The organism is Pseudomonas sp. RA_5y_Pfl1_P24 (assembly GCF_963970945.1).
Lineage (GTDB): Bacteria > Pseudomonadota > Gammaproteobacteria > Pseudomonadales > Pseudomonadaceae > Aquipseudomonas > Aquipseudomonas tritici.
This window is the reverse complement of sequence record NZ_CAXAOJ010000008.1, coordinates 343,185-360,908: the sequence shown is the minus strand read 5'-3', so window position 1 is coordinate 360,908 and position 17,724 is coordinate 343,185. Positions and strand designations below refer to the sequence as shown.

Here is a 17,724-nt window from a genome sequence, read left to right as displayed (position 1 = left end):
CAGACACTGAAGATCAACTGTGGGAGCAGGCAGGCCAGCCCCCACAGTTTTGATTAGTGTCAGGTCAGTTGGATTTGTGCCTTGGCTTGCTTCACTACATTCTCCAGCGTAAACCCAAACTGCTCCTGCAACTTGGCCAACGGTGCCGACGCGCCAAAGCTGTTCATGACCACTTTGGCCCCGTTCTGCCCCACATACCGATCCCAGCCCAACGGCCCCGCCTGTTCGACCACCACCCGAGCGTTCACTGCCGGCGGTAATACGCTGTCGCGATAGGCTTGGTCCTGGTCTTCAAACAACTCCCAGCTGGGCATGGAGACTACCTGCGCAGCAATCCCTTCGCTTTTCAGTTGCTCATACGCCGCCACAGCCAGGCTGACTTCACTGCCCGTCGCCAACAACAGGACTTTGGGCTCATCGCCACCCGCCAACACATAAGCCCCCTTGGCCGCGCCGGACGCCGCTGCATACTTCGTACGGTCCAACGTCGGCAATGGCTGGCGCGACAACACCACGCAACTCGGTCGATGGGTTTGCGCCAGGGCCACCTTCCACAGTTCCAGGGTTTCATTCGCATCACCGGGTCGCAGGGTCAACAGCCCCGGCGTCGCGCGTAACTGCGTGAGATGCTCGATCGGTTGGTGCGTCGGCCCATCTTCACCCACGCCAATCGAGTCATGGGTAAACACAAACACCACCGGCAACTCCATGATCGCCGCCAGACGAATCGGCGGCTTCATGTAATCGCTGAACACCAGGAACGTCGAGGTGTACGGCCGCAGATAGGACAGCGCCATGCCATTGGCAATCGCGCCCATGGCGTGCTCACGAATGCCGAAGTGCAGGTTGCGTCCGCTGTAGTCGTCGGCACTGAAACGCCCGGCGCCCTCGAAGGTCAGATGGGTCTTGGTCGACGGCGACAGGTCCGCCGAGCCGCCCAGCAACCAGGGGATTTGCTCGGCAAACGCATTCAGTACTTCGCCACCGGCGGCACGGCTGGCCACGCCTTTGGGGTCGCTGTCGAAGTGAGGCACATCGTCCTGCCAGTGCTCAGGCATTTCCCCGGCGCGCATACGGCGCAGCTCGTCGGCCAGTTTCGGCTCGTATTGCTCAAGCTGCGACAGGTGCTGGTTCCAGGCTTCATACAACGGCTGGTTGCGCTCCACCAGCGCATCACGCATCACCGTGCGGGCTGCGTCGGGCACCAGGAAACTCGAATCCTGCGGCCAGCCGTAAGCCGCTTTGGTCAGCCGTATTTCTTCATCGCCCAAGGGCTCGCCATGGGCAGCGGCGGTGTTGTGTTTATGCGGCGAGCCATAGCCGATCACGCTGTCGACCACGATCAGGGTGGGCGCGCCGGTGTTGCTCTTGAAGGTCTCCAGCGCCGTGCTCAACGCCTGCAAGTCGTTGGCGTCGGTCACGTGCAAGGTGTGCCAGCCATACGCCTGGAAGCGCTTGATCACGTCCTCGCTGAAGGCCAGCTCGGTATGACCCTCGATGCTGATGGTGTTGTTGTCGTAGATCCAGCACAGGTTCTCCAGCTTCAAGTGCCCGGCCATCGACGCGGCTTCGCTGCTGATGCCTTCCATCATGTCGCCGTCACCGCACAGGGTGTAGACGTTGTAGTCGAACAACACCTTAGCGTCGCGATTGAAGCGTTTTCCCAGCCAGCGCTCGGCCATGGCCATGCCGACACTGTTCGCGCATCCCTGACCAAGTGGGCCGGTGGTGGTCTCGACCCCGGTGGTCATACGGTACTCAGGGTGGCCTGGGGTTTTCGAACCGGCCTGTCGGAACTGCTTGATATCGTCCAGGCTGATCGCCGGCTGGCCGGAACGTTTGCCATGTTCATCAATCTCGACCACGCCGGCCAAGTGCAGCAGCGAATACAGCAGCATCGACGCATGCCCCACTGACAGCACAAAGCGGTCACGGTTGGGCCAGTCGGGATGTTCCGGGTGGTAACGCAGGAAGCGGCTCCACAGCGTATAGCCTACCGGTGCCAGGCCCATGGGCGTGCCCGGATGGCCGGAGTTGGCCTTTTGCACGGCGTCCATGGCCAGGGTGCGGATCGTGTTGATGCATTGCGTGTCGACAGCGGTGGCAGCATGAGTCATGAAACCGGTCTCCCTCGAGTGACTATCTACAGTGGAGGGCGGGGCGCCAGGAAGGTTTGATCGCATCGCCGGTGCCGCGACGAACGGGGATGTGTTGACCCCGAACATGACAAGACCCCTCGCAATGGTCTAGCTTCTAGGGCGTAAGCCATTGATCAACTTGCGGAGGTACGCCATGCCAGTGAAACACGACCTGTATCAGGACTTGGGGTTGAGCAAGGAAGTCGTTCACGAACGCAGGGCGAGCGACAAACGCCTGGATTCGCTGCTCACTCAATACGACGACGCCGACAAGGAGGTATTGAAGGCGGAATCGGCAAGCGCCAGCGATGAGGATGTGGAGAAACTGAAGAAAAAGCGGTTGTTGATCAAAGACGAGATTGCGGCAAAGTTGGCTTAAGCAACAGTCCGCGTTCCCACAGGGCGCGGACATATTTATTCAGAATTGTCTGAAGGACTGGGCTCCCTTCACCGCCTATGATGCCCACCGCCTACCCGGCTCTGGGGACTGTTGCGGCGTAAGGATTGCGCCGGTGAGCCGGGTGGGTACTTCATTTCAGGCCAGCAGCGCTTGGGTGCATTCGTCTATAGAGCGCTGCTGAGTCTCGGCGTATAGCTTCAATTCATCAATCGTCCGGCGCCCCAGCGCCTTTTCAAACTCGGCTTGGTTCGAGTTCGCCGCGTAGTGGCTTTGCGCTGCATCCCCCAGGTTCGACTGGAAAATTCCCGCCGCGCTCACCGGCAGAAAATCTTCATAGACCAACGGCTCCACATCGATGTGGCCCGCCGCGATCAGTGCTTCCAGGTCGCGCGGTTGATCCGCTGTGCCGCGCGCCGCTAGGCCTTGCTCGGTGGCGAAATAGCGGAAATACGCCAGGCCCTGTTCACGCATTTGCCCGTAGTTATCCGGGAAGGCCTGGAAGTGCTGCTCCATCAATTGCATGTAACGCGCGGCGTTGCCCTCATTCGGGAAGGCGCCCAGTGCGTCGCGCGCGGCGTTCAGCAATCGGTCGTACAGCGCACGGCCTTGGGGTGTGAGCGCCACACCGCGCTGCTCGATTTCGCCGAAGCGTGCGCTGTGGCTGCCTTTGGCGTCGGTGAAGGCGATCGGTTCGTCGAGGGCCTTGAAGCTGGTCTGGCGCAGCAGGATCGGGCAATTACGGCGCGGTGGGCCTTCAATCACCGCCTTGGGGGTGATGCCTTTGCCGGGCATGGCGGCTTGGACCTGGTCGATGTCCAGCGTGCGCGGGGTAAGGTGGTTGATATGCGGGCCTTTGAAGGCAACCACGTCGGCGATCAGGCGATGCTGGCCGCTCAATTGCTGATACTGCGTGGCGGTGACGGTGGCGGTGTGGTGCCAGCGGAAGGTTTCCAACGCCTGGCGGATGAATTCATCCGCATCCACGGGGTTGAGGCCGCCGTCCTTTTCCGACTGTTCGATCAGCGCCAGGGCGCCAGGGCTGAAGATCGAGCGTTTGGCCAGGGCGGTTTCGGCGAAGGTGCGCAGGTCGGGATTCTCAATCAGTTCCAGGCGTAGCAATGAGGTAAATACGCGAAACGGGCTGGTCTGCAGCGCCTGTTCATGCACCGCGCGAAAGGCGGTGGAGTGCACGGGCACGCCAGCCGGGGTCAGGTCGTAATAGCCCACTGGCTGCATGCCCATCACCGCAAACAAGCGGCTGATGGTCGCCAGCTCTGCAGGCGTGCCCAGGCGGATCGCTCCGTGGCGTTCCATGTCCAGTCGCTGGATTTCGCCGGTGCGTTGCAGCTGCTGCGCCAAGCTCGGTTCGGCGTCGAGCACACGGGTGTTGGTCTCGGCCACCAGCTCCATCAACGCGCCATACAGAGGAACTTCATCTCGGTACATGTCGGACATGGCCTTGGAAAAACCCTTGCGGATCTCGTCTGGGCTGACATGTGCGGTGGTGGGCATAGAAAAATTCCTGATGGCTATGGCGATGAGGGTGGCCGTTGCCTTGATTTTGTTGAGCGCAAGGCTTGCTTGCAAACGAAGAATCCTCAGGACTTCATTCTGCAAATGAATGAGATGACCTGAATATGACAAAAAACAGCCCGTGGAAAATTACATTTTCCGGCGATTTTCCTAACTAATTCTTCACGGAGTGCGTCCCGGTCGGCATGAAAGAATCGCCACGTTTGCAAGGATGAAAACGCCGTCATGCACATCACGCACATAAAAATACGTTTAGGGGCCGTCATTAATGAAAATTTCTACACTGGCGTTGTCGATCACCGCCGCCGTTCTAGCACAACAGGCTTGCGCTGATGATTTCGGGCTCGGCGCTCTGGGTACAGGTAACGGACACAGCGGTTTCCTTGAGGACAGTCATGCGGCGATTAGTTCGCGGACCATGTACTACAACGCGGATAACCGCTCGGGGACCAACAACGATCTGCGCGAAGCGGCAACCGCGCTGCGTTTTGACTACAAATCCGGCTACACCCAAGGCACCCTTGGCGTCGGCTTCGACGTCATGGCCTTCGGCGCCCTGCGCCTGGACGGTGGCGATGGTCACACCGCAGGCCCAGGCTTGGCGGGGAACGGCAACAGTTTCTTCCCAACCAAGAATAATGGTACCGAACCGGCTGATTCCTTTGGTCGCGCGGCCGGTAATGTGAAGTTCCGCATTTCCCAGACCGAGTTGCACGTCGGTGGTGGCTTGGCGCCAGTCTTGCCGATCCTGGTCTCCAACGATAGCCGTGTGGCACCGCAAACCTTTGACGGCGGTATCCTCACCTCCAACGAGATTCCCAATGTCACCTTCACCGGCGGTGAGCTGAACCGCGCCGAAGGCCGAGCGTCCAGCAACTCCACCGGCTTGAGCGTGGCCGGCGGTATCCGCGACAGTGACAGCTTCAAGTTTGGCGGTGTGGACTACAAGCCGTTTGGTTCTTCCGACAACGCCATCGCGAAAAACCTGACGTTGCAGTACTACTACGCTCAACTGCAAGATTTCTACAAACAGAACTACGTCGGCCTGGTTCACGTATTGCCACTGGGTAATGACCAGTCGTTCAAGACCGACCTGCGCTACTTCGACAGCAGCAGCGACGGCAAGAACGGCGAGAGCGGCTACCAGTTCAACAACAACGGTGGCTACGCCAAGCACGCAGGCGAAGTCGACAACAAAACCTACAGTGCGGCCTTCACCTACCAATTGGGCGGCAGCAGCTTGATGCTCGGCCACGTTGGTGTGGGTGACGACGGCGGCTTTGTGTGGGTCAACCAGGGCAGCCTGGCCGACCCGCATGCGCAAGGCGCCGGTGGCAGCGACTTCTACCTGTTCACCGACGCTGTGGTCGGCCAGTTCTCCCGCGCGGGCGAGCAGGTCAACTTTGGCCAGTATTCGTATGACTTCAAGGCTTACGTACCTGGCCTGAAAGCGTCCGTGGCTTACCTGGACGGTACGGATATCAAGTCGAAAGTCGCCGGCGGCCCTGACCAGAAAGAAAACGAAGCGGACTTCCGCCTGGATTACGTCGTGCAGGCAGGTCCGCTGAAAGGCTTCGGTACCACTTTCCGTACCGGCACCTACCACGGTAAAAACACCGGCACTGCCGATCAGGATCAAACCCGTCTGATCTTCAACTACACGTACGCCATCTTCTAAGTCTTCATGTGCACCCGGGCGTCATTGGGCTCTACACTGCCTCTGACCTGGTAGGCGATGGAGGACCCAATGGCGGCCGCACCCGACACCCGAATAGTTGGAACCATCGAAGGCCAACGCCTGGCGACGCCGGATGCCGAGCGTTGGCGCGAATGGGGCCCTTACTTGAGCGAACGCCAATGGGGCACGGTGCGCGAAGACTACAGCGCCGACGGCGACGCCTGGTCTTACTTTTCCCATGAACATGCCCGCAGCCGTGCCTACCGCTGGGGCGAAGATGGCCTGGCGGGTTTCAGCGACAAGGCGCAACGCTGGTGCCTGGGCCTGGCCCTGTGGAACGAGCGCGATGCGATCATCAAGGAGCGCCTGTTCGGCCTCAATAACGCCGAGGGCAACCACGGCGAAGACGTCAAGGAACTGTACTTTTTCGTCGACGGCGTGCCGAGCCATGCCTACATGCGCATGCTCTACAAATATCCCCACGCAGCCTTTCCCTACGCCGACCTGATCAGTGAGAACGCCCGCCGTGGCCTGGAGGATGCCGAGTACGAAATCCTCGACACCGGGGTGTTCGCAGACAACCGTTACTGTGACGTCAGCGTCGAATATGCCAAGCATCAGCCCGACGACATCTTCATGCGGGTCACCGTGAAGAACCGCTCGGACCAGCCGACCCGCTTGCAGGTGCTGCCCCAACTGTGGGCGCGCAATGACTGGAGCTGGACCTTTGATGCGCCCAGGCCGCTGTTGACGTTGGACGCAGAGTCGGTGCTGGCGCGCCATCATGAACTGCCTGATCGTCAACTCAGCGCCTGGGGCCAGGATGGGGTGGAGTGGCTGTTCTGCGAGAACGAAAGCAACTATCCCAGGCTGCATGGGCAACCGGCGCCAGGCCCCTTCAAGGACGGGATCAATGATTACGTGGTCGAGGGTGTTCAAGCGGCGATTCGTCGTGACAGCGGCACCAAAGTCGCGGCGCGCTTCATTCTCGAGCTGGACGGCCTTGACAGTAAAACCCTCTACCTGCGTTTTGCTCCCGTCGACGCGCCGCAGATCAACACGCGCAAGCTGTTCGAACAGCGCCGCCAGGAGGCCGACGAGTTCTACGCCGCTTTGCAACACGGCATGGCCAGCGACGATGCGCGCAATGTGCAGCGCCAGGCGTTGGCCGGGCTGCTGTGGTCCAAGCAACTGTACTATTTCGACGTAAACCAATGGCTCGACGGCGACCCGGCGCAACCCGCGCCACCGCCCGAGCGCCTGCATATCCGCAACACTCATTGGCGACACCTGTCGAATTTCGACATTCTCTCCATGCCCGACACCTGGGAATACCCGTGGTATGCCTCGTGGGACCAGGGCTTCCAGGCGGTGGCCATGGCGCTGATCGATCCGGGATACGCCAAGCAACAGCTGTTGCTGCTGGTGAAAGACCGTTTCATGCACCCCAACGGCCAGTTGCCGGCCTATGAGTGGCGTTTTGACGATGCCAACCCGCCCGTACATGCCTGGGCCAGCTGGCGGGTGTATCAGCAGGACAAGACGCTGAACGGTGTAGGCGATATGGATTTCCTTGAGCGGATATTCCACAAGTTGCTGCTGAATTTTTCCTGGTGGGTGAACCGCAAGGATGCCGAGGGCCGCAACCTGTTCCAGGGCGGTTTCCTGGGCTTGGACAATATCGCCTTGTTCGACCGCTCGGCCGCGTTGCCGCCGGGTTACCAACTGGATCAGGCCGACGGTACGGCATGGGTCGCGGCCTATGCCCTGGACTTGATGCGCATCGGCCTGGAGCTGGCCAAGCGCAACGTCGTCTACGTCGACATCGCGGTGAAGTTTTTCGAGCACTTCCTGTACATCGCCGGCGCTATCAACCGCGTCGACGACAGTGCCGAAGGCCTGTGGGATGAGCAGGACCTGTTCTTCTACGATGTGCTGCACCGCCCCGACGGCCAGAACGAGCCGGTGCGCCTGCGCTCCATCGTCGGCCTGATGCCGCTGTTTGCCGTACTGGTGCTGGAACAGCACGAGCATGAACGTTTGGAAGGGTTGCGCGAGCGGCTCTTGGGTTTCATGCATCACCGGCCGGACTTGGCAAAGCTGGTCTCGCGCTGGAATGAGCCGGGGCAGGGCAATCGCCTGCTGCTGGCGCTGTTGCGCGGTGAGCGCACCAAAGACCTGCTGCGGCGCATGCTCGATGACAGCGAGTTTCTGGCGCCCTTTGGCGTGCGCTCCTTGTCCAAGGCCTTCGCCGAGCAACCCATGGCGTTGAAGATGAATGGCACCACGCTGAGTGCCTGCTATCAGCCAGGCGAATCCGACTCGCGCTTGTACGGCGGCAACTCCAACTGGCGCGGGCCGTTGTGGATGCCGGTGAACTATATGTTGATTGAGTCGCTGCGCGAGTTCCACCGTTACTACGCGGATAACTTCTCGGTGGAGTACCCGACGGGCAGTGGTTATCTGTCGTCGCTGGAGGAAGTAGCTGACAGCCTCAGTCAGCGGCTGACCCGGTTGTTTCTAAGGGATGAAAATGGCCTGCGGCCGTCGATGGCGGGGTATGCGCAGTTGGAGGCGGATCCGGAGAGTCGTGATTTGGTGCTGTTCCATGAGTATTTCCATGGCGAGACCGGTCGTGGGCTGGGCGCGTCGCACCAGACCGGGTGGAGTGCGTTGGTGGCGTTGTTGTTGCAGCCGAAAATCTGAGTCACACCGCAGAATAAAAAGCGGGCTTGCTCGCGAATGCGGTGGGTCAGTCAACGAATATGTGACTGACCCACCGCCTTCGCGAGCAAGCCCGCTCCCACAGGGATCCAGGGTTACCCGTGAATCAGGAAGGGAACAGCTCGCTCAGCTTCATCGCCAGCATCATGTCGCCTTCGGTGCGCAGCTTGCCGCCCATGAAGGCCTGCATGCCGTCGGTGGAGCCGTCGACGATGCCTTCCAGGGTTTCGCTGTCCATGACCAGGGTCACTTGGGCGTCCGGGTTTTCGCCTTCCTGCAGCTCGCAGGTCTTGTCTTTGACGACCAGGGAAAAGTTCTTGGTGTCGTCGATACGGAAACCGAACACCAGGTCCAGGCCGTCAGCGGCGGCTGGGTTGAACTTGGCTTTCATTGCTTCTACAGCTTTGGCTACGTCAGTCATGGTTTCGATCCTTTAGGGTAGAGTCCAGTGACCTTGGGGTCACGGTTGGCCGCAGTTCATCGGAAGGTGATGAGCTGCGGCGCCTTCAACAGTTGCAAGTGGGTATGGCTGTTGAAGGAAGCCAGTGTCACCTCGCGACCGCGGAATTTCAGCTGGTTGAGCGAGGTGTTAACAATTTGCCAGTTCAGTTCGAACGCCTGGGCGGCGGGCATTCGGGTAATCAGGTGGAGCAGGGCGGTGATGGTGCCGCCGGAGGTGAACACCGCGATCTTTTGCGTGTTGTCCGCCGCTTCAAGAATACGTTGCAGGCCGCCTTGGACACGCTCGACGAAACCCAACCAGCTTTCCAGTCCTGGCGTGTCATAGGTGCCGGCCAGCCAGCGTTCAATGATCAAGGCGAAGATGCGCTGGAATTCGCTGCGGTTCTGCGCGGCATTACGCAGGATCTCCAGGGCTTCGGGTTCGTGGCTGAGCAGGTCGGGGAGCAGGGCGCGGATGATCGCCTCGGCATCGAATTCGTTGAAAGCGCTGTCGACTTCCAATGCCGGTACCGGCAGGCCCAGGGCGCTGTATTGTTCGAAGGCGGCGGTGGCGGTGTGTTGCTGGCGGCGCAGGTCGCCGGCCACGCAACGATCAAACACCAGGCCCATGTCCGCCAGGTGGCGACCGAGCACTTGCGCTTGCTCCACGCCGACGGGCGACAAGACGTCATAGTCGTCTGCACCGAAGGAGGCCTGGCCATGTCTAATCAGATAGATGCTGCCCACGTCCGTTTTCCCGGTACGTTGAAAGTCTGGCGAGGTTATGAGGATGCCTTCAAGCTGTCAATGAAAAAACATACGCTTGTTTTAAAAGCGCGTTGGAGGGCGCCTGGTGGCGGTTTGAGCACTGGCTCACGGCAAGCCCCGTCGGTATGCTGGCGTCATCCGCGCCTGGCGCACTGCACTTGTAAGGAGAACTATGGATTTTCTGGCCGAATACGCGAGCTTTCTGGCGAAGACCGTCACCCTGGTGGTCGCTATTCTGGTGGTACTGACCAGCTTCGCGGCGTTGCGCAGTAAAGGTCGTCGCAAATCCGCCGGCCAGTTGCAGGTCAGCAAGCTCAATGATTTCTACAAGGGCCTGCGTGAGCGCCTGGAGTCGAGCCTGCTCGACAAAGACCAGCTCAAGGCGTTGCGAAAATCCGAAGGCAAGGCTGAAAAGAAGAAAGGCAAACAGAAAGCCGAGGCCAAGCCGCGGGTGTTTGTGTTGGATTTCGACGGCGATATCAAGGCTTCGGCCACTGAGAGCCTGCGCCATGAAATCACCGCACTGCTGAGCCTGGCCACGCCAAAGGACGAAGTCGTACTGCGCCTGGAAAGCGGCGGCGGCATGGTCCACAGCTACGGCTTGGCGTCTTCGCAACTGGCGCGTATCCGTCAGGCGGGCGTACCGTTGACCGTGTGCATCGACAAGGTCGCAGCCAGCGGCGGTTACATGATGGCGTGCATTGGCGAGAAGATTATCAGTGCACCGTTTGCCATCCTCGGCTCCATTGGCGTGGTGGCGCAGTTGCCTAACGTCAACCGCCTGTTGAAAAAACACGACATCGACTTCGAAGTGCTGACCGCGGGTGAATACAAGCGCACCCTCACGGTGTTTGGCGAAAACACTGAGAAGGGTCGCGAGAAGTTCCAGGAAGACTTGGACATCACTCACCAATTGTTCAAGAATTTCGTCTCGCGTTATCGCCCGCAGTTGGCAATCGATGATGTTGCGACCGGAGAAGTGTGGCTGGGTGTTGCTGCGCTCGACAAGCAATTGGTCGATGAGCTGCAAACCAGCGACGAATACCTGGCCACCAAGGCCAAGACCGCCGAGGTGTTCCACCTGCACTACGCCGAGCGCAAGAGCTTGCAGGAGCGGGTTGGCCTGGCGGCGAGTGGCTCGGTGGACCGGGTGCTGCTGACCTGGTGGAGCCGGTTGATCCAGCAGCGGTTTTGGTAACTCGATTCTGAGTGTTTAGTTGAACCCATCGTGGGAGCGAGCAAGCCCGTTCCCACATTGGTTTGGCGGTGACGGTTAAGGCTCGAGTACGACCTTGAGGGACTTGTCGCCACGCTCCATCACTGCGAACGCTTCCTTGAAGTCTGCCAGGGCGAACTTGTGGGTGACCACGCCGCGCATGTCGATCTTGCGGTTGCCGATGAAGTCGATGGCGCGTGGGTACATGTAGGGCCCCAGGTGCGAGCCGAGCACGTCCAGTTCCTTGCGGTCGCCGATGATCGACCAATCCACCGTCGCCTCGTCATTGAATACGCTGAACTCAACGAAACGCCCCAGCTTGCGCAGCATCGCCAGGCCCTGGTTGACCGCTTTGTGATGGCCGGTGGCTTCGATATAGATGTCGCAGCCGTAGCCGTCGGTGATTTCACGGATCTTCGCCAGCACGTCAACGTCCGCCGGGTTCCACACTTCGTCCGCGCCCATGCGCAGGGCGAGCGCGGTGCGTTCGGGTTTCATGTCCAGCACGATAAGTTTTTTCGGATTACGCATGCGCACTGCGCCGATGATGCCCAGCCCCAGCGTACCAGCGCCAGCGACTACCACCACGTCATCGAAGTCGACATTGGCGCGCTCGGCGGCATGCAGCGAGCAGGCGAGGGGTTCGATCAAGATGGCTTCGTCCGGAGCGATGGCGTCCGGGACTTTGTGGATAATGCCTTCCTTGGTGAAAATCATGTACTGGGCCATGGCGCCCTGCACATTGTTCTGGAAGCCATAGAGGTCGTGTTTCTGGCACATCCAGTACTGGCCGTGATTGCAGAAGCGGCAGCCCCAGCACGGTACGATCTGCTCGGAAATGACCCGATCACCGACCTTCACGCCGCGTTTTTCCGCGTAGGGGCCCAGGGCGACCACACGGCACACAAATTCGTGGCCGGGGATCATCGGCGGTTTCACATAGCGCGGCTGCTCGGCATCGCCCCAGAACGAGGGCGCGCCGCGATAGGTCTTGATATCGCCCATGCAGATGCCGCACAGCTCGACCTTGGTGAGGATTTCCTCAGGGCCGGGCACAGGGACATCGACGGTTTCCAGACGATAATCTTCCGGGCCATAACAGACCACTGCCTGCATGGTTTTCGGGATGATCGGCAATAGTTGTTCTTGCGAACGTTCGGTAACGGTGGACATGGCGGGCCTCGGGGCAAAAGTGAACTCATCGCTCCCGTGCGGAAACGGGAGCGATCACCGGCAATGGTTTATTTGGCGCCGCTGACTTGCTTGTACAGCGCGTCGGCGTTGGCGTTGGTCACGGGCACCCAGGGCAGGATGTAGTTCTTCGCGGTGCCATCGGCCCATTTCACGTCTTTGGCGTAGCGCTCCCAGATCACCGATTGTGGTGTGTAGTCCTTGCCGGCGAGTGCACGCAGGGCCACGTCCAGTGCGCCTTGGGATTGGGCCTGGGCATCCTGCAGGAAGGTGGTGACTTCGTCTTTTTTCGCCGCCTGGATCGCATCTGGCATGCCGTCGATGGAGGTGACCGGTACGTCCTTGGAGGTCAGGCCGTGGGATTTCAGTGCCTGTACTGCGCCTAGGGCCATGTCATCGTTTTGCGCGATCACGCCGTTGATGCCTTTGGGGTGGGCGTTCAGCCAGTCTTCAGTGAGTGTCATGGCCTGGGCGCGGTCCCAGTTGGCGGTCTTTTTCTCGATGATCTTGATGTCCGGGTGCTTGCCCAGCACTTCCAGTTCGCCCTTTTCCCGATCGATCTGCGCCGACTGGCCGATCGGGCCCTGAATGATCACCACATTTCCCTTGCCGTTGAGCTTGTCGACCATGGCTTGGGCCTGCAAGCGGCCGCCTTCCACATCGTCGTTGCCCACATAGGGTACGGAGGCATCGGCTACTTTCGTATTGGAGGCGATGACCACCACGTCGTTGCTCATGGCTTGCTTGACGGTGCCCACGCCGGCCTTGGTGTCGATGGGCACGAACAGGATGGCGTCGTAGCGCTGGGTCACCATGTTTTCGATCTGGTTGTTCTGGGTCAGTGCGTCGTAGTTGCCGTCGAATACGGTCAGTTGAACGGTGCCGTCTTTGACGGCGGGGTGTTCCTTGAGCTCGCGTACCCAGTTCTGCATGAACTGGCCCTTGAGGCCGTAGACCGCGGCACCGACCTTGTAGGTCTTGGCGTCGGCGGCCAGGGCGAGGCTGCTGGCGAGGAGGGTGAGGGCCGCTGCGGCGGCGATGGTCGAACCAGGTTTCATGATGAGCACCTATTTATTGTTGTGGTCAGTCGTTCATGCATTGCCTTGTTGTGATCATATGTTTAGCAAATGAAAATCTGATCAGTCAAATTTTTTCGCATAAAACCTGAAAATAGGCCGCATATTGCAAATCGTTGGATTTTTATGAGGCAATTACCTTATTTTTAATATTTTAACGTGATATTAATTTCAACTGATGATCATATGATCGTATTGATTTGGCAGGTTTTACAGATCTTGTAATAGTTTGGGTTGTGGGGAGGTTCGGATTCGCCTGTACGATTCAGATCCTTTTGTCATTGCAGGATTTGCATGAACACCCTCTCGGAGCCTCCCAGTCGTCTTTCCCCAAGACAACCGCTGCTGCTGTTCCCGCTGAAGCACCCCGTATTCCGACTGCTAGTCTTGTCCCGGGCCCCTGACCCTGCCTTGCCGTGTCTGGCATTCTGAAATTCGATTGAAGAGGCTTTATAGATGGAATGGTTAGCGGATCCAACGGCCTGGCTCGGCCTGTTGACGTTGATTGTGCTGGAACTGGTACTGGGCATCGACAACCTAGTGTTTATTGCGATCCTGGCGGACAAGCTGCCGCCGGAGCAGCGTGACCGTGCGCGCTTGATCGGTTTGTCCCTGGCGCTGCTGATGCGTCTGGGCCTGTTGGCGAGTATTTCCTGGTTGGTGACCCTCACCCAGCCACTGTTCGAGGTGTTCGACAAGAGCTTCTCCGGCCGTGACCTGATCATGCTGTTTGGTGGTGTGTTCCTGCTGTTCAAGGCCACCATGGAATTGCACGAGCGCCTGGAGGGTCATGTCGCACAGCGAGCCGGCAACGTCGCCTACGCGATGTTCTGGCCCATCGTGGCGCAGATCGTGGTGCTTGATGCGGTGTTCTCCCTGGATGCGGTGATTACCGCCGTGGGCATGGTGGACGAGCTGGCGGTGATGATGATCGCGGTGATCGTGTCCATCGGCCTGATGATCGTGGCGAGCAAGCCGTTGACCCGCTTTGTCAATGCGCACCCGACCGTGATCATGCTGTGCCTCGGCTTCTTGATGATGATCGGTTTCGCCCTGACCGCCGAAGGCCTGGGCTTCCATATTCCCAAGGGCTACCTGTACGCGGCCATTGGTTTCTCGATCCTGATCGAAGTGTTCAACCAGATTGCCCGCGCCCGTCGCAAGAAGTCGGCGCAAGGTGTGCTGCCGGTGCGCGAGCGTACCGCTCACGCGGTGATGCGTTTGCTCGGCGGCCGCAGCCTGGCGGTGGAAGAGGTGGGCGAAGACGTGGCCGATTTGCTCGGCGAGTCGGATGCGACGCAAGGTCCGCTGTTTGGCCGACGTGAACGCGTGATGATCAGTGGCGTGCTGCAACTGGCCGAACGGCCAATTCGTAAACTGATGACGCCGCGGGCCAAGGTTGACTGTATCGATCTGTCGGACGATCCCGACACTATTCGCCTAAAATTGATGCATTCGTCCTACTCGCGTTTGCCGTTGATTCGCAACGGTGCCGTCGATGAGCCCCTAGGCTTTGTGCACAAGAAGGAGCTGCTCAAGGAGTACCTGGCCGGCAACGAGCCTAACCTGGAGCATTTGGCGCGCCGGGCAATCAACTTGCTGGAGAGTTTTTCGATCCTCAACGCCCTGGAGCAGATGCGTCAGGAGTCGACCCACATCGCTTTTGTGATCAACGAATTCGGTGATTTCGTGGGCGTGTTGAGCATGACCGACATTCTTGAATCGATTGCCGGTGAGTTGCCGGATGCCAGTGAGGTCGAGGGGCCGGATATCGTCGAGGAGGGCGATGGTTTCCGCGCCAATGGTGCGTTGAACCTCAATCTGGTTAGTCAGCGCACAGGCTTCAAGGCTGCTGCGACCGAGGACTATCAGACGTTGGCCGGCCTGGTGATGAGCCTGCTGGACCGTTTGCCGGTGGTGGGCGATAGCCTGGAGCATGAAGGCTGGCGCTTGACGGTGGCGGCGGTGGAGGAGCGGCGGGTGACGCAGGTGGTTTTGCGACCTTGCGCTGGTCATAACGTTTGAACGTATCTGTCACAAACCGCACCTGTTCTTGCTCAGGACCGAAACCTTTGAACATCTCCATCAAGGTTCCGTTGAGGTAGATCAGCAACGTTGGGGTGCCGGTTACGCTTGGGTGCCTCGGCGTTTCCGAGCAATTAAGCACCATGCTCACTATCCAGGGGTGTCTTGAGGCAATCAGTTCGAACAAGGGGTCTGCGCTCACGCAGGCGCGACAGTGTTTGGAAATAAACAGAATGAACACTGGCCTTGGCGTATTCAGCACCCTTTGAAAGTGTTTGGCATCAGAAATTTTTTGCGTAGCAATCCCCATAATGATCTCCCGGGCAGCGCTGGTTTTTGCCAACGCTAAGCCCGGCAATCACCCTCGTCTACTGTCAACCTTCACAGGTCCTCCTTACGCTCCACGCGTTCCCGCGCCTTGCGCGCCTGGCTCGCGCATTTCTTGTATTCCAAGTTGTCCCTGGAGGCCTTCGCTTCGCGATAGCCGTGGTGATTCTGGCTCGTGTAGTGGGTGCTCAAGGCTTCGTTGAGCTTGCGCAGTTCTTCCTTGCAGTCACGACGATCTTTGCTGGCGGAGGCGCCGGTGGTCACCAGGAAGGCCAGCAGAAACAGGCTGAGACGTAGCTTCATCAGGGCGGGGTCCTTATCGACATGAATGTGCCAAGGCTAGCCCAGGGCAAGGATTTTTCAATGGTGGGCGTGCACTGCACGGGTGCGCGGTAACACTGTTATGGCGCACCCCAGTGGGGCCGATCACCGTTGTGTGGGGCCTTGGGTAGCAGGGGCATTTCAGGTGATGGCGCAACGCCTCGTCGCGAAAAATATTCATCCAACTGATTCATAACGAATTTATTCCAATCATATTTTTCTGTTACCACGTGTGGCACACTTTCTGCTGTCTATTCCGTTGTTACATACTACGTTCCGGTATAGCGGAATACACATTTCTTGGAGTGCTTGTCATGCATCACCGACCTTCCGTGTTTAAAGCGTGTGTTTTTCTCTTCGTCGCATCGGCGTCCCTCGCCAGCCTTGTGCAAGCGGCGGACAGCAAGCTCGATAACGTGCTCAAGCGTGGGCACCTGATCGTGGGTACAGGCAGTACCAATGCGCCGTGGCACTTCCAGGGAGCGGATGGCAAGTTGCAGGGGTTTGATATCGACATCGGCCGCATCGTGGCCAAGGGCTTGTTCAACGACCCAAGCAAGGTCGAGTTTGTGGTGCAGTCGTCCGACGCACGCATTCCCAACCTGCTGACAGACAAGGTCGACATGAGTTGTCAGTTCATTACCGTCACCGCCAGCCGCGCGCAGCAAGTCGCTTTTACCCTGCCGTACTACCGCGAAGGCGTGGGCCTGCTGCTGCCGAACAACAGCAAGTACAAAGAGATTGAAGACCTGCAGGCGGGCGGCGATGGCGTGACTGTGGCCGTGCTGCAAAACGTGTACGCCGAAGAGCTGGTGCATCAGGCTTTGCCCAAGGCCAAGGTCGACCAGTACGACAGCGTCGACCTGATGTACCAGGCCGTGAACTCCGGCCGCGCCGACGCCGCCGCTACCGACCAGTCCTCGGTCAAATACCTGATGGTGCAGAACCCCGGCCGCTACCGCAGCCCGGCCTACGCCTGGAGCCCGCAGACCTATGCGTGCGCCGTCAAGCGTGGCGATCAGGATTGGCTGAACTTCGTCAACACCGCGTTGCATGAAGCCATGACCGGTGTGGAATTCCCCACCTACAAGGCCTCTTTCAAGCAGTGGTTCGGCGTTGATCTGCCGGAGCCGGCGATCGGCTTCCCGGTTGAGTTCAAGTAATTCATGAAAGCCGGGGCGCCGCGAACGGCGCCCCCATTCAGGTACTGTCGACCATGAACTATCAGTTGAACTTTGCTGCCGTCTGGCGCGATTTCGACACCTTGCTGTTGGGGCTCGGCCTGGGCCTGCAACTGGCATTGCTGTCGATCGCCATCGGCTGCGTGATTGGCCTGCTGATGGCGTTTGCCATGCTGTCCAGGCACCGCGGGCTGCGAATCTTCGCCTCGGTGTATGTGACGGTGGTGCGTAATACGCCGATCCTGGTACTGATCCTGTTGATCTACTTCGCCTTGCCCAGCCTGGGTATCCGCCTGGACAAGATCCCCTCGTTCATCATCACCTTGTCGCTTTACGCCGGTGCCTATCTGACCGAAGTGTTCCGCGCCGGGCTGTTGAACATTCCCAAGGGCCTGCGTGAAGCCGGCTTGGCCATTGGCCTGGGAGAGTGGCGTATCCGCGCCTACATCACCGTGCCGGTGATGCTGCGCAACGTGCTGCCTGCGCTGTCGAACAACTTCATTTCGCTGTTCAAGGACACCTCGCTCGCCGCCGCCATCGCGGTGCCGGAGCTGACCTATTACGCCCGCAAGATCAACGTCGAAAGCTACCGGGTAATTGAAACCTGGATGGTCACGACCGCGCTCTACGTGGCTGCCTGTTACCTCATCGCCATGCTGCTCCGTTACCTGGAACAGCGCCTGGCGATCCGTCGTTAAGCGAGGT

Annotated in this window: 14 protein-coding genes and 1 pseudogene; 7 read left to right on the top strand and 8 right to left on the bottom strand. The window is 59.3% G+C overall.

The features are described 5' to 3' along the window. Positions 1-59 precede the first annotated feature (59 nt). Positions 60-2,117 carry a transketolase gene (gene tkt / locus AACY30_RS16420; RefSeq protein ID WP_339540711.1) on the bottom strand — a complete coding sequence of 686 codons (2,058 nt, stop codon included), beginning with the start codon at positions 2,115-2,117 and terminating at the stop codon, positions 60-62. Positions 2,118-2,292: 175 nt separating this feature from the next. On the opposite strand from tkt, the gene AACY30_RS16415 reads away from it, so the two are divergent. Then, positions 2,293-2,517, top strand: a complete 225-nt coding sequence (locus tag AACY30_RS16415) for a DUF465 domain-containing protein (RefSeq protein WP_339415846.1) — start codon at positions 2,293-2,295, stop codon at positions 2,515-2,517. A 156-nt stretch (positions 2,518-2,673) separates the two neighbouring features. Here the strand turns inward: AACY30_RS16415 and hglS are convergent, their stop codons facing one another. Further along, positions 2,674-4,050, bottom strand: coding sequence for a 2-oxoadipate dioxygenase/decarboxylase HglS (hglS, locus tag AACY30_RS16410; RefSeq protein ID WP_339471772.1), 1,377 nt, complete (start codon positions 4,048-4,050; stop codon positions 2,674-2,676). Between the two features lie 289 nt (positions 4,051-4,339). Between hglS and AACY30_RS16405 the strand changes: the two genes are divergently transcribed. After that, the gene (locus AACY30_RS16405; RefSeq protein WP_339540710.1) at positions 4,340-5,749 is read left to right on the top strand and encodes an OprD family outer membrane porin; all 1,410 of its coding nucleotides are present in this window, start codon (positions 4,340-4,342) and stop codon (positions 5,747-5,749) included. Between the two features lie 69 nt (positions 5,750-5,818). After that, on the top strand, positions 5,819-8,455 hold the full coding sequence (locus AACY30_RS16400; RefSeq protein ID WP_339540709.1) for an MGH1-like glycoside hydrolase domain-containing protein: 2,637 nt from the start codon (positions 5,819-5,821) through the stop codon (positions 8,453-8,455). Between the two features lie 124 nt (positions 8,456-8,579). On the opposite strand, the gene AACY30_RS16395 is transcribed toward AACY30_RS16400, so the two are convergent. Next, positions 8,580-8,894, bottom strand: coding sequence for an SCP2 sterol-binding domain-containing protein (locus tag AACY30_RS16395; protein ID WP_065880674.1), 315 nt, complete (start codon positions 8,892-8,894; stop codon positions 8,580-8,582). A 56-nt stretch (positions 8,895-8,950) separates the two neighbouring features. Continuing rightward, on the bottom strand, positions 8,951-9,661 hold the full coding sequence (locus AACY30_RS16390; RefSeq protein WP_339471775.1) for a histidine phosphatase family protein: 711 nt from the start codon (positions 9,659-9,661) through the stop codon (positions 8,951-8,953). Between the two features lie 193 nt (positions 9,662-9,854). Here AACY30_RS16390 and sohB point away from each other — a divergent pair, with 193 nt between their 5' ends. Further along, positions 9,855-10,880, top strand: a complete 1,026-nt coding sequence (gene sohB / locus AACY30_RS16385) for a protease SohB (protein WP_339540708.1) — start codon at positions 9,855-9,857, stop codon at positions 10,878-10,880. Positions 10,881-10,955: 75 nt separating this feature from the next. On the opposite strand, the gene AACY30_RS16380 is transcribed toward sohB, so the two are convergent. Both AACY30_RS16380 and AACY30_RS16375 read right to left on the bottom strand, forming a co-directional pair. Next, complete coding sequence (locus AACY30_RS16380) at positions 10,956-12,071, bottom strand: MDR/zinc-dependent alcohol dehydrogenase-like family protein (protein ID WP_339471777.1); 1,116 nt, start codon at positions 12,069-12,071, stop codon at positions 10,956-10,958. A 68-nt stretch (positions 12,072-12,139) separates the two neighbouring features. Continuing rightward, the gene (locus AACY30_RS16375; RefSeq protein ID WP_339471778.1) at positions 12,140-13,147 is read right to left on the bottom strand and encodes a substrate-binding domain-containing protein; all 1,008 of its coding nucleotides are present in this window, start codon (positions 13,145-13,147) and stop codon (positions 12,140-12,142) included. A 474-nt stretch (positions 13,148-13,621) separates the two neighbouring features. On the opposite strand from AACY30_RS16375, the gene AACY30_RS16370 reads away from it, so the two are divergent. After that, a complete protein-coding gene (locus AACY30_RS16370) occupies positions 13,622-15,190 on the top strand; it encodes a TerC family protein (protein WP_339471779.1) in 1,569 nt (522 codons plus the stop codon). Positions 15,191-15,215: 25 nt separating this feature from the next. Here the strand turns inward: AACY30_RS16370 and AACY30_RS16365 are convergent. Continuing rightward, positions 15,216-15,500, bottom strand: a pseudogene (locus AACY30_RS16365) (thioredoxin family protein); the annotation flags it as partial. Positions 15,501-15,571: 71 nt separating this feature from the next. Continuing rightward, positions 15,572-15,820: a hypothetical protein gene (locus AACY30_RS16360; RefSeq protein WP_339540707.1), complete on the bottom strand. Its 249-nt coding sequence runs from the start codon at positions 15,818-15,820 to the stop codon at positions 15,572-15,574. A gap of 332 nt (positions 15,821-16,152) precedes the next feature. Here AACY30_RS16360 and AACY30_RS16355 point away from each other — a divergent pair, with 332 nt between their 5' ends. Then, the gene (locus AACY30_RS16355) at positions 16,153-17,001 is read left to right on the top strand and encodes a transporter substrate-binding domain-containing protein (RefSeq protein WP_339415860.1); all 849 of its coding nucleotides are present in this window, start codon (positions 16,153-16,155) and stop codon (positions 16,999-17,001) included. 53 nt (positions 17,002-17,054) lie between these two features. Then, complete coding sequence (locus tag AACY30_RS16350) at positions 17,055-17,717, top strand: amino acid ABC transporter permease (RefSeq protein WP_339540706.1); 663 nt, start codon at positions 17,055-17,057, stop codon at positions 17,715-17,717. Positions 17,718-17,724: the final 7 nt, after the last annotated feature.